Below are 12,450 nucleotides of genomic sequence, written 5' to 3' on the forward strand. Positions count from 1 at the left end.
TTGGGAATTGGGAGCGCGTACGACTCAGGACGAGGAGTCGACGGTCGTTGGCAAATGGCAACAACGGGGTGGACGGTGGGTTCTTTCGTTCTTCAATGTCACAAGCGAGACTGCCCTCATTCGAGCTCGGACTCCGGTAGGAAGAGAACGATTTTATGGAGCGATTCGTTCAGAGACGCGAGCAGCTATCAAGGAGCTTCAAGCAACGTCATCTTGGCGAGAAATCGACTAACGAGTGGTCCTTCGTTTGAACGTCACTCCGTCGGTTCGTTTACGTTGGTCGATTGATCGACGCTGACTCTCCGCCTCGAGAGGGAGGTAATGAGTTTTTGCGGGATTACAATGCAATGAGGATCAACCCCCCAGATGGCCCTCCATGTACGAACTCGAGGGTTTGTTCCGTTCAACTGCAGCCATCGAGATCTCTTCGAGGCAGCCGTCTTCAGTGATCGGGGGTACCGACATGGAGCGACGAGAACACGGTCGCTTCAATTTTCCGGAGATGCTCCCCGACGGTGGTCTCAGAGACCCCAGTCGCCGCCGCGATCTCGTCGTGGGTTGCGCCGCGGGGCTCGCGATAGTAGCCGAGGTCGACCGCCGCCTGAAGCACCTCGCGCTGACGCTGGGTCAGCCGGGAGACGACGTGGCGAGGGCCGGGCGTATACGAGCCGGTTCGCTCGACCTCGAACCTGACGCCCTCTGGCTGATCGGAGAGCGCATCGTCGAATGCCGCCTCCGTTCCGATGTAGGTCGCACGGAGGCCGCCGTCCTGGGTGTGCTCGATCGGCATATCGATTAGGTAGGACGACTCGCGCCGGTCCTCCATGAGCATCCGGGTCAGGTCGTCCACCGCGTAGCGCGTGTAGGCGAAGAATCCGGCGTCGTCGCCGGTGATCGAGAACTCGAAGACCTGGGGCGACTTCGACAGGATTTCACGGAGTCCCTCGACATCGCCACGACCCTCGGCGAACATCGCGACGGTATCGTCGTCGAGGAGTTCCATTCGGTGGATGGCCCGATACGATAGGTCGAGTTCGGTAACCTGTTGATCGAGCCGGTTGATTCCCCCCTCGTCGGGGTAGGCCACGACGGTGACGTAGCGCATGCGATCACTATTGCCCGCCATCGCACAAGTCGTTGACTATAAGCATCCATGGATCGCCGGCAGCGCGCTCACCGCCCCCGACAAGAAGGATTAACTACCATGTCCGATCGACCCCCGAGGAGCGTCCTCTTGCCGACCACGAGATGGACCGACGCATGCGCGGAACTGGCCGCCCAACTCGGAGACAACGACGAGCTCTTGATCATCCATGACGGCGAGGACGACCCCGTGACCGGGCGGGAAGATGCCCCCGAGGGCGTCACACTCGTCGCCGCTGGCGAACCGGATGGCTGTTCGGGGAAAGCCAACGCTATCGCTGCCGGGATGGCGGCCGCTCGCCACGACCGCCTCGTCTGGACGGACGACGACTTCCACCACCCTCCGGACTGGCTGGCGACCTTCAGCGCGGACTACGAGGCCCACGGGCCGGTATCGGAGGTGCCGTACTTCGTCGGGCGGGACCTCCTGTCGGTGCTGCTCGAACCGTTGTACGCCTCGGCTGGCTCGCTCCCTCTCTTCCTCGGCAACCAGATCTGGGGCGGCGCGGTCATGTTTGAACGGAGCGACATCGACGAGGCTGCGTTTCTCGACGAGCTTCGGCGGACCGTCAGCGACGACGGACTCCTCATGGAGTACCTCCACGTAACGAACGTCGGCCGGACGCGCATCGTCCCCATCGGAGGGACTATCCGCGAGTCAGTCGAGCGTCCGGTCCGGTGGACGCAGATCCTTCGGTGGCATTTCCCCGGTGCCATCGCTGGGACGTGGATCGTCTCGCTGCTCGTCCTCGCAGGGGCGGTCCTGGCCCCAGTCCCTGCGGCGGTAGCCCTGACGGTACTGCACCTCGGTGTCAACGAGGTCCTGGGCGTCCGCCGGTGGACGGCCGTATTGGCGTATCCGGCGCTGTTCGTATTCGTCCCCCTCCTACTGTACGCATTCACCCGCCGGACGTTCGTCTGGGGCGGCCGGCGATACCGCTGGCGCGGGAAGTTCGACGTGGCGGTCGTCGAGTAGCGACTCGGTGGAAGACGACACCTCAAACGAGGCGTGTTTGCACCCCGCTCACCTCATTCGAAAGATAGCGATTGATGGCTCTGTTGAAATACTTAGAACTGAACAGGATACGCGTGCTGACTACAGAGGGCGTATGCAGCAAGTAACCGCTGTTCGTCTCGCGGTGTTACTGCTGAATACAGGAGTTCGGTTGGGCGTGCGTATCGTACAGCGGGATGAAGATGGTCTTAGTACCTCTGCGCGAACATTTCAATCAAAAGAACTTACTCGATAGAAATCAAATGACGGCTATGGATTTGAATCGAATAGCAGTAGTTGCGACATATCTCCTCGCCATCGGAGTCTGTCTGAGCGCTACACTCCTCACAGGGATCCTCTCTCCAATACCGTTTGGAATCAATGTTCAAATTGTGGAGGTACTATTGTTTGTATGCTTGCCGTTCACACTCGAGGTCGCTGTGCTCACTCGTGCAGGCCTTAGTAGGACGCCTGTGGACATCGTACTGGCCGCATTCGCGGTCCCGTGTCTCCTCGCAACGATATGGACGCTCGGTGGGTACGTGTGGCCGAGTGTGGCGGATTCACCATCTTTTCTGACCTCGTTGGGAGCTGGTCTTCTACTATCGATTATCCTCTTAGCCGATGGAGCCCTGACTCACGTTGGTGCATCGGAGTTGGGTTAGATAGCCACCGATATTCCCCCAATAGGAGGTGCAACCTCTGGACGTAATGCCGAATCCGAGCCAGTTCAGTGACCGATACGCGCTGTGTATTCAGCACGCCTTTAACAAACTATCAGTGGCGGAAGATTTCAACAGAGCCTGATTGATGGAATTACTGGAAGGGCAGGCCTCTCTATCGCTCGTTCGCGAGTGAACGTGAATCGGCGTCCGCCGACCGATACGCAGTGATGATCTTCCCCTCAGCCCGATGGAGCACGCGACTCACGGCCGACTTGTTCACGTCGAGGTGCTCAGCGAGCGTCGTAAGAGTACAGTCACGGGGTGAATCGTAGTACCCGTGCTTCAGGGCGACGTCGACGACCTCTCGTTGACGGTCGGTAAGGAGGGGAGACTCCGCCGGCGTCGCGGAGACCTGCGTGATCAGGTACTCGATTCCGGCCGAATCCAGTTCGTCGCGAAACGCCGAGAGCTGGTCTTGCGACGCGACGAGGTCACCGACGAGCCACCCGTCTTCGAGATGCAACGGAAACGACGGGACGATACCCGAGTCCGTCATTGCACCGTGTGGTTCGGGTGTCGTCGTGGTAACCTCGAAGAGAACCCGGTCGGAACCCCCGTGACGGATCTCGAAACCGGTAACGGCGGAAATCGCGTCAAGCGTCTCGATGAGCGGGTCAACGCCGAGCGCGTCCGTCTCAACGAGCAGGCGAAGCCCCTCCTCATCGGGCCACGCTCCGAGCACATCGAACACCGCGTCGGGAAAGGCTTCGGATAGCGCGACGAGCCCGTCGTTCGACTTGGCTTTCAGCGTTGCCCGGGGCATGGTTCATCTCTCGTGGGTCGTCGGCGTCGACCGAGGCGCATACTGGCAAGAAGCGATCCTTCCCTATCAAGCTGTCAGTCGGTCGGTTGCACTGCACCGACCTGTTCCATGAGGCCCAACTGATCGCTTTGTGTCCAGGTCTCGATTAGTTGCCCGTCCTCGAACCGATTGATCTCGATTGCAGTCAGTTCGACCTGCTCTCCAGTGGGTTCGACCCCGAACAGCGGCCCATCGTGCGTTCCCACCATCGTCCACCGGAGCGCGACCTCGTCATCCGCGGCGACCACGTCTTCGATGGTGAACGTCAGATCCGAGAACAGTTCACGCGTCGACGATGCGAGCGCGTTGTAGAGTTCGGGCCCCTGCAACTTATCGGCGAGTTCCCGGTCGTGGATCACGTACGCGTCGTGTACCAGTTCCTCGGCCGTATTCGGGTTCTTGCCGTTCCAGACGTCCTCGTACAGCCGCTCGATCACCTGGCGGTTGGTGTCGACCATCGGGAGTAAATAGCGGGGTGACGAGCATAGCCATTATCGTGAACATGTTGACGTAACGGAGATCGCCCCATAAGACGCGAGCGGATACCGTGGTGCGGCGGGATCCAGCGAGAACAGGTCCTTGAGCGGACAATCAGAGTGCTCGGCGAGAGTGAACGCGAGTTCGAGTTTGTTTAACCTATAGGTTTAATAAATTGCGGGCTGTACGCTTAACCAGATGGTTGAACAACAGCCGGACGACCTAAATCTCGACGCGATCTTCAAGGCGCTGGGCCACCCGATCCGTCGAGAAATCCTCGAAACAGCTCGCCGACGGCTCCGCTGGCCGAAGCCCACGACATGTCGCTGGCGGTGGTCTCGAAGCACCTGCGTGTGCTGGAGGATGCGGGCCTACTCGACATCGAAGAGGACGGTTGGGTCCGCCGCTGTCACCTCGATGCCGCGCCACTGAGCGAGGCGTTCCGGTGGCTGACCCGCCACGGTGTGCTCTGGGAGGACCGCTTCGACGCGTTGGCCGACCATCTGGAGAACGAAGACCGATGACAGACGACAACAGCGGAAGAGAGTTGACGATAAACAGCGAACAGAATGACTCACGGAGCGTGACCGTAAGCCGTATCATCGAAGCATCGCCCGAGCGAGTGTACGAGGCGTTCCTCGATCCCGACGAACTCGCCCAGTGGTTGCCACCGACCGGCTTCTCGGCCGAGGTACACCACTTAGAGCCCGAGGAGGGCGGGACGTACCGCATGACGTTCACGGGCGAGACCGAGGAATTCGCCGAGTACGGCTCGACCTTCGGCGGCACCTACCTGGAGCTGGTTCCCGGTGAACGCATCGTCTACACGGACGAATTCGAGACCGACGACCCCGAGATGGCCGGCGAGACGACGGTGACGGTCACCTTCGAGTCGGTTTCCGAGGGGACCGAGGTCATCGTCCGCCACGAGGGATTCCCCGAGGCCGTTCCCCCGAGCGACGCCAACGAAGGGTGGATCGACTCCCTCGAAAACCTCGCGGATATCGTCCAGGAGGCGGAACTGTGAGTGAAGTAGTATTCGATATCAGCATGTCGTTGGACGGGTTCATCACCGCAGGGAACCAGAGTCAGGAGGAACCGTTAGGTGAGGGTGGACAGCAGCTGCACGCGTGGATGGAGGATGAGAGGGGCCAGCAAATCCTCGAAGAAGCTAGCGGCGACCTGGGAGCGGTCATCGCAGGCCGAGAGACGTACGACGATTCCGTTCCATGGTGGGGATCGGATGGGCCGACCGGTCCTGCCCGTTGCCCGGTGTTCGTCGTCACACACGAAGCGCCTTCAGACGTACCTGAAGATGGCGTGTACACGTTCATTACCGATGGCATTGAGAGCGCTCTCGAACAGGCGAAGGCAGCCGCAGGCGATCAGACTGTCAGCGTGATGGGTGGCGCGAGTATCGGCCAGCAATACATCGCGGCTGGGCTGGTCGATGAGATCGGGATTCACCTCGTGCCAGTTCTCTTCGGAAGCGGTACTCGGCTATTTGAGAATTTGGGTGACGAGCACATTCAATTGGAAATCATCGACGTGACCGAATCCGCCTCAGCAAACCACATCCGGTTTCGTGTCAGCTTGAAATGATCGCCCGCCATGAGGGAATCCCGGAGACCATCCCCCGAGTAACGCCAACGAAGGGTGGACCGACTCGCTGTCGAACCTCGCGGGACTGGTGGAGGGTGCGTAACGATGATCGAAACGACCGAGACAAGCTTGACGATCTGCCGGACGTTCGACGCGCCGCGCGAGCGCGTCTTCCCACGGAGCGTTGCCCGAGGAGCTGATCAACCGAACAAAATAGAATCACCATGAGACAGATAATTGTAAGCGAAATGCTGACGCTCGATGGGGTCATGCAGGCCCCGGGCGGCCCGGACGAGGATCGTGAAGGAGGATTTGAGCAAGGTGGCTGGGTGTGGCCGTACTTCGACGAAGTTTTCGCAGACGCCGTCGAAGACGGTCTCTCCTCGTCGGACGCTCTTCTGCTCGGACGGAAGACCTACGAGATTTTCGCCGCGTATTGGCCGACGGCGACGGATGAAGGAGAGCTAGCCGATCTAATGAGCAGCATTGACAAGTACGTCGCATCACGGACCGTGGACGAGGTGGAGTGGCAGAACTCGACCCTGCTCGAGGGAGATGTCGAGACGGCGGTCGCCGAGTTGAAAGAACAGCCCGGCGAAGACATCCGAGTCCTCGGCAGTGGCGAGCTCGTCCAGACGCTGATGCAACACGATCTCGTCGACGAGTATCAGCTCATGATTACGCCACTCGTTCTTGGGAGCGGGAAGCGACTGTTCGGAAATGAGAGTACGCAAACCGATCTGCAACTCGTGGACACGGAGACGACTGGGGCGGGTGTCGTCGTTCTCATCTACGAAGTGGCGGAGGACGAGGAAGTGAAACGATGATCGAAACCGAGACAACGAGGTCGACCATCCAATTACCGATCGAAACGTCACAGGGGCATTCCTCGACCCGAAGGAGGGGATCGGCGTGATTCTGGATGACAAGGTCGCGGTGGTCTACGGCGCAGGCGGGTCGATCGGTGGTGCTGTCGCCCGCGCTTTCGCCGGTGAGGGAGCCAGGGTCTTCCTCGCTGGTCGCACTGATACGACCCTCGACGAGGTCGCCGAGGACATTCGCTCGGATGGTGGCGAGGCGGATACCGCCGTCGTCGATGCCCTTGACGAGCAGGCCGTCGACGGGTTCGTCGATGCGGTGGTCGAAGAGACCGGACGCATCGACATCTCGTTCAACCTCATCGGAATCGGGGATATCCAAGAGCCGCTGACCGAGATATCGGTCGGGGATTTCATGCAGCCGATCACGACCGCGATGCGGACACAGTTCCTGACGACGAGGGCGGCCGCCAAGCACATGATCGAGCGCGAATCGGGAATTATCTTGACGTTCGGCGGCTCGAATCCCGACGCACCCCCTGGGACGGGGGGTTTCAAAGTCGCTCTCGACGCCATCGAGGGACTTCGTCGGCAGTGGGCAGTCGAACTTGGACCGCATGGCATCCGTGTCGTCACCCTGAAAACGGGGAGCGTGCCAGAATCCATCCCAGACGGCATCGAATACCGCGAGGAAATCGCCGCTGCGACGAAGGAGGCAACCCTGCTGGGGAGGGCAGCGACACTGGCCGACGTGGGGGACGTTGCAGCCTTCGTAGCCTCTGAGCAAGCCCGCACCATCACCGCCACGGAAATCAACATCTCCTGCGGTGCGATTATGGAGTGAGAGTACAACCAGAAGCGGGAACGAATCGTTCGACGACCTCACGGAGTCTGGCGGGACGTCCGTCCCGCTGACCTCGGGGAAGTTTCGCTACCGGTTAGCGTTGCTCCGCTCAGTCACGGAAGACGAAGTCTTCCATACGGACCGAGGCACTCTCTCTGTCTCTCTGTAGACCACTAAAATCCCGGCCAACTGTATGTCACTGTAAGCATCCAATATACTCTCCCAAAACATATAAAAAGTAATTAATATTGACTCATATTTGTTAAGATAATCATATTATCCCTCGGCCAAAAAGGGCACTTGCAATGTCCAACAGTAAAACGCAATTAGCGAAACGGCTCGCCGAAAGACCACGATTAATGGGCGTTTTGTTCACAATCTGTCTGCTCTTGTCGCAGGCAGGAACCGTCGCGGCAGGGAACGGCGGTTCGATCTATTAGCGGACGAACGGAGACAGATACGGTTCATACCACGAATCGAAGTACGAAGAAACTGAAACGCAGTAATCCCATATTTCTCACGTGAACAAAAATAGTCGCGAGGTAGTTCACGGTAGGGAGAAAACACACAGCACGTCCTATCGAAACTCTGTGCTCATATGCATTTGTAGCCGGAAAAGAGGGCTAATCCTCCGACCTCGAGGAGACTGTGATAGGGCGCGAGTAGGTTCGAGTAATTTACCGGGATTGCACGCTAGAGGGAGTCAAAGAGATCGTCTGTGGACCAATGGAACTCGCCGTCGAACTCGACGGGAATCTGCTCGAGTTGGAGGAATCGACTGAGCGTATCCCCGGACACCGTAAGCGGTGGAAGCTCCGTTCCCGCGAGGAAATGGTGGTCGATGGAAGGAATATAGGGGATGTACAGTGCTCCGATGCCGTGCTGTGAGTGATACGTGGAGATTCGCAGTTCGTACTGATCGTCCCCAACTGAGTCAATCCGACAACAGTTCGGAACGCCACCGCCAGACTGGGCAATGGTGATACCGCCATCACCGACGACCCCGTACTGATTTCCGACGAATCGATAGGTCCGTGCGAGAGCGACCGCGGAGCGTAACGTGAACCCACCGTTCAAGAGGCGTGCAATCAATTGCCCGACAGCGATCGCATCTTGATTTTCGACTTCGCTGTGTGTGACGATCCCGCCCACGCTTCCGCTTTCTATCAATTGCAGTCCGTGCTGGTACGATTCGCAGCCGTTGAGCAGGAACGTGTCGACACCGACTCGTGTGAGCGTTCGAGCGTCGAGACCACCGTCGCTACAAACGAAAGTTTCGTCATCGGCGTGACCAATATAGTGGAGGAAATCGGTGTCGGTCGCGAACACCTGCCGAAGAGCGTCGGTAGAGAGATTTCGATGGACGGTGATATCGAACGGAAGCTCGTCACGGTTGCCGTACAGTCCATCCGCGCTTTCGTCGTACTCGGCTGCCATCTGTCGATCGTTACAGACGATCGTTATGTCGATGGCATCGCTTGCGTCCTTCGGAGAGTGATTCAATCCGTTCTCAAATGCGCTCGTCGAGAGCTTGTTCGCACCGACCGGTGTACCCTCACCGAGCCATGCCGTTTCGAACGCGTCGGTTTCCGGGGGTGAGACGTACGAGTTGGCGGCGTCACTCAGTTGGTTGGTTCTAGCTTCCCCGTCTCCGCCACTCCCCTTCGATCTGGTCGATCTGACGAACGCGTCGATGTCGGCGGGCGGCGCCGGCGCAACCTCCACCGATTGCGTCGCTTGGCTGGCTGTGCGGATAAGCGAGAGATCGCCAGCGAGAAACGGTAACGCAGTCGCGTTTTCCGGATCGGATGTCAGATACGTCATGAGTTCCCACGTTGGACGGAGTTCTTCGGTCGCGTCGAACGGAATCGAGAGGTAGGTTGCGAGTTGCTCGGAGAGAGAGCGTTCGTATAGTTCGTCGAAGGAAGGAGAGACAGATGGTTCGATTTGCTTGCGTTCGTACAAATCGATCTCATAGATGCCCTCTGTTCTGGTTACCGTGTCGAGGAAAAACACGTGCTGGAGGATGCGCTCAATAGATGACTCGAACGCCTCGACCGATTGTCCCATTTCGTACTCGAACCCACTGTCGGTTTCGACTCGCGGGTTCTCGCCGGTGACGACTGTCGCACCGAGGTAATATGCGAGCGGACTGGTCGCGTAAATCGCGTTCCGTTCGTGCGGTGCAACGATCGTGATGCCCGTATCCGGGGGTTCGATTTCGTCCGGAACGTTGAGCTGGTCGGCGAGCTCGAGGCGTGGCGGATGGCCTCGAAACGACGGGAGTGACCGCTCGCAGGTCGTCGTTTTCAGCGCGGACCCGAACGTTGAAATGGCACGCGCCAGGTCGGGTGGATCAGCGGTGGATTCGACGGTGGCGGCCGGACTCTCGTGGAGAGATCGCGCACCAAATCGGACGCGGACCGGCGATCCGAAGTCGAAGGCGAGTCGGTCATCCGCCGAAGCGATTGTGACCTCGCTTCGGACGGATACGTAGAGCTTGATAGGTGCCGCCAACTCGAGCAGGTACGTGTCCTCCGGTAACGTCTCGTACGCGTAGTGTTCTGTTTCGAGCAGCATGTCGCCATGCTGATTACGAACGCAGGTCGGAACGACGTACGGGAGCACCAGTTGGTCCGTCGTGAACTCGACTGCCGTATCAACTGGGAAGTAAAAGCTATCAGTCCCGGTTTGTTGCGGATCGATCCGGGTGGACGTTTTGAGCGGGAATTGACGATTCTCTACCGAATCAACGACCGTCATGCCCGGGCGGTTATCGTCCGGTTCGAATGTTGGATTCACGGTAGATCTCTGCTCGTGGGTAGTGCGCAGTTGGTACAATCGCTCTCGCGATTTGTCGCCCCGTCAGTCGGTTCGAAGTCTGAACCAGTCGGTGGTGTGGTTGCTTCGGTGGAGATGCCAGCGCTGGGCTGGCTCGCCTCCATCGATACGATTCTCGATCGTTGCATCAAACAACGGCTCGAGCGCCCGGACCTGCTCCGAATCGCGCTCGACCGGGAAACTATAGTGGCCGATTCCCGAGACGGCGGTCACTCGTTCGCAAATCGGTTCGAGAACCAAGCGCGTTCCGTCGACTCCGTATTTTTCGAGGAGCGGACGAAGCGAGTCGAAACAGAATCGCAGCTCGGTCGGGTCCAGTTGTTGCTTTTGAAGGTCCTCCATGGTCGTTTCGATAGCGTCGACGAACGCTTCGACGGTTCCGTCGACAGTTTCGACCGTTACCGCCGACGGGTCCTCGAAATCGCGCGCGCTGTTACGCTCCGACTCATCAAGTGAGTCTGGGTCATTTTTGATTGGAATGTCGGTATTTGTGTCAGAGCAGGTATCGGGACCCGAGTCAGAAGGAGCATCCGTATCGACACGATGCTCCGTGATCGATCGAGAGTCCGCAGCGGATCGGGCCGTGGTCGTGTAGTCGATCACTCGAGCAGTATCGGAGGTGTTGTCGACGATGGAGAGGCGGTCAATCGCCGAATCGACGTGCCGTTCGAGAAGAGCGAAGAGTCGGCGTCGATCGCCGTCACCGAGAAGTTGAGCGCTCGCGAGATCCATAACCGAATCCGGTACCGCACCAACGAGCAGTATATTGGCGCCGGTCAGTTGGAGCCGCTGAAGCGCCGATCCGATACCGATCGTCCCATCGGGTTCGATGAGAACGTCGTACCCGAGCGTCGAGAACTGGATAGTCGCACCGGCTCGAGCCGTCCCATCCGCACGCGTGCTGTTGAGACGTTCGAGTGAGGGGCGGTCGAGGGTTTTGTCGATCGCCTGTCGCACGTATGCGGGGTCGTGATCGGAACGATCGGCTACCGCGAGGACTACTTTTGTAGCGAGGCCACCGGTGGAATGGTCATCGGCACTGTCCGAGGCCGGCGTCACGTGCGGCCAGTCTGGTTTGATGTCCGCGATAGCCGGTTTCACACTCTCCTGACGAGAGAGAGTGACGTCGCCGGAGTTGGTAATGGTGACGAGGTAATCAACGTAAGAAAAGCGGATCGTCGGCCATTCTTCGGCGTGCTGGCGATTGGTCTGAACCAGTGTATTTAGCGCATCAGCGTCGATAACGTCGTTGATCGGCGGGAGGTCTATCACGTCTTTCTCGAGCGCGTCAGCGACTGCTCTCACGACAGTATGGCTCGGTGGTTCGATATGGGGTGTGCTCTGGTGACCTTGAGACGGAAATACGGGCAAATCGTTCCGGTCTGCACGGGGATCGTCTTCGTCAGTCATTGAATAGATACCATATGATCGCCAGAGACCAAAAGCTCCCGCATTAATACCGTGAGACCACCATACTTCTAAATTGTTTTTTATGTAGAAAAGTTATAAGAAAGACAGGGATTATAATATTGGTTGCTAACTATCGAAAGCAGTATTCATCTGGCAGACTTATTACCGACCGTCGTATTCGTAACAACATGGCCGATCGTAATTCAGGTGACGCCAAAAAGCAATTTCCTCCTATCGACCGAAAGAGTTCTCCATCAGCAGGACACGAACCGTGGATTGACGAGTTACTGCGCCTTCTCAGTCACCATCGACGACGCGACATTCTCTACTATCTCAGCGAGCACGAGTTAGCCAGCATCGAGACACTAGCGACCGAGATAACGGCACAGGAACTCGATTGTTCGTCGTCGGACGTTACCCCGGAGGATCGCGAATCCATTTTGATCGACCTCTACCACAATCATCTTCCAAAGCTTACGAACAGTGGTTTAATCGAGTACGATCGGCGAAGCGGAGCGATCAAGTGGTCGTTGGCATCGGATGACGTTCACTCGTTGTTAGACCGGTGTCACGAAATCGAACGGGCCGATCTCGGTTCTGGCGAGTAGTTAGTCTCACGGGAATGAGCACGTGAGCACGATAGTGCGCGGTGAGTCGTGGATTCTTGTGACTTAGGCGTGAGGAGGGAAAGACCAGAGATCGGTACTCAAGCTCCGTATAGTGATTCTACAAAGCAGCTAATTCCAGTTAAATTAAATATCATCCGTGCTATCGGCCGAACATGAGTATGAGCA

The 12,450-nt window shown here is 58.2% G+C and carries 13 protein-coding genes; 8 read left to right on the forward strand and 5 right to left on the reverse strand.

Annotated elements, in window-relative coordinates; all coding sequences use genetic code 11:
• Window positions 1–442 precede the first annotated feature (442 nt).
• Window positions 443–1,126, reverse strand: coding sequence for a helix-turn-helix domain-containing protein (locus tag HALLA_RS17770; protein WP_242406233.1), 684 nt, complete (start codon window positions 1,124–1,126; stop codon window positions 443–445).
• Between the two features lie 78 nt (window positions 1,127–1,204).
• On the opposite strand from HALLA_RS17770, the gene HALLA_RS17775 reads away from it, so the two are divergent.
• Entirely contained in the window at window positions 1,205–2,119 is a 915-nt protein-coding gene (locus tag HALLA_RS17775; RefSeq protein ID WP_049954823.1) for a glycosyltransferase, read from the forward strand.
• Between the two features lie 855 nt (window positions 2,120–2,974).
• Here the strand turns inward: HALLA_RS17775 and HALLA_RS17785 are convergent.
• Both HALLA_RS17785 and HALLA_RS17790 read right to left on the reverse strand, forming a co-directional pair.
• Window positions 2,975–3,625 carry a helix-turn-helix domain-containing protein gene (locus tag HALLA_RS17785; RefSeq protein WP_049954825.1) on the reverse strand — a complete coding sequence of 217 codons (651 nt, stop codon included), beginning with the start codon at window positions 3,623–3,625 and terminating at the stop codon, window positions 2,975–2,977.
• Between the two features lie 74 nt (window positions 3,626–3,699).
• On the reverse strand, window positions 3,700–4,122 hold the full coding sequence (locus tag HALLA_RS17790; protein WP_049954826.1) for an ester cyclase: 423 nt from the start codon (window positions 4,120–4,122) through the stop codon (window positions 3,700–3,702).
• A gap of 372 nt (window positions 4,123–4,494) precedes the next feature.
• Between HALLA_RS17790 and HALLA_RS21795 the strand changes: the two genes are divergently transcribed.
• The 6 genes from HALLA_RS21795 to HALLA_RS21855 all read left to right on the forward strand — a co-directional run bounded on the left by HALLA_RS21795 (window position 4,495) and on the right by HALLA_RS21855 (window position 7,845).
• Window positions 4,495–4,665, forward strand: a complete 171-nt coding sequence (locus HALLA_RS21795) for a hypothetical protein (RefSeq protein WP_394298878.1) — start codon at window positions 4,495–4,497, stop codon at window positions 4,663–4,665.
• Entirely contained in the window at window positions 4,662–5,168 is a 507-nt protein-coding gene (locus HALLA_RS17800) for an SRPBCC domain-containing protein (protein ID WP_049954827.1), read from the forward strand. The genes HALLA_RS21795 and HALLA_RS17800 overlap by 4 nt, the downstream gene beginning before the upstream one ends.
• Complete coding sequence (locus HALLA_RS17805; protein WP_049954828.1) at window positions 5,165–5,743, forward strand: dihydrofolate reductase family protein; 579 nt, start codon at window positions 5,165–5,167, stop codon at window positions 5,741–5,743. The genes HALLA_RS17800 and HALLA_RS17805 overlap by 4 nt, the downstream gene beginning before the upstream one ends.
• Before the next feature lie 224 nt (window positions 5,744–5,967).
• Window positions 5,968–6,570: a dihydrofolate reductase family protein gene (locus HALLA_RS17810; protein ID WP_049954829.1), complete on the forward strand. Its 603-nt coding sequence runs from the start codon at window positions 5,968–5,970 to the stop codon at window positions 6,568–6,570.
• Window positions 6,571–6,655: 85 nt separating this feature from the next.
• Complete coding sequence (locus tag HALLA_RS17815; protein WP_049954830.1) at window positions 6,656–7,405, forward strand: SDR family NAD(P)-dependent oxidoreductase; 750 nt, start codon at window positions 6,656–6,658, stop codon at window positions 7,403–7,405.
• Between the two features lie 305 nt (window positions 7,406–7,710).
• Window positions 7,711–7,845 carry a DUF7503 family protein gene (locus tag HALLA_RS21855; RefSeq protein WP_449272282.1) on the forward strand — a complete coding sequence of 45 codons (135 nt, stop codon included), beginning with the start codon at window positions 7,711–7,713 and terminating at the stop codon, window positions 7,843–7,845.
• A 253-nt stretch (window positions 7,846–8,098) separates the two neighbouring features.
• Here the strand turns inward: HALLA_RS21855 and HALLA_RS17820 are convergent, their stop codons facing one another.
• Both HALLA_RS17820 and HALLA_RS17825 read right to left on the reverse strand, forming a co-directional pair.
• Window positions 8,099–10,207: a hypothetical protein gene (locus HALLA_RS17820; RefSeq protein ID WP_339325761.1), complete on the reverse strand. Its 2,109-nt coding sequence runs from the start codon at window positions 10,205–10,207 to the stop codon at window positions 8,099–8,101.
• 63 nt (window positions 10,208–10,270) lie between these two features.
• Window positions 10,271–11,656: a DUF7504 family protein gene (locus HALLA_RS17825; protein WP_277921490.1), complete on the reverse strand. Its 1,386-nt coding sequence runs from the start codon at window positions 11,654–11,656 to the stop codon at window positions 10,271–10,273.
• Between the two features lie 188 nt (window positions 11,657–11,844).
• Between HALLA_RS17825 and HALLA_RS17830 the strand changes: the two genes are divergently transcribed.
• A complete protein-coding gene (locus HALLA_RS17830) occupies window positions 11,845–12,264 on the forward strand; it encodes an ArsR/SmtB family transcription factor (RefSeq protein ID WP_049954832.1) in 420 nt (139 codons plus the stop codon).
• Window positions 12,265–12,450 lie beyond the last annotated feature (186 nt).

The sequence above is a fragment of the Halostagnicola larsenii XH-48 genome (genome assembly GCF_000517625.1).
GTDB lineage: Archaea > Halobacteriota > Halobacteria > Halobacteriales > Natrialbaceae > Halostagnicola > Halostagnicola larsenii.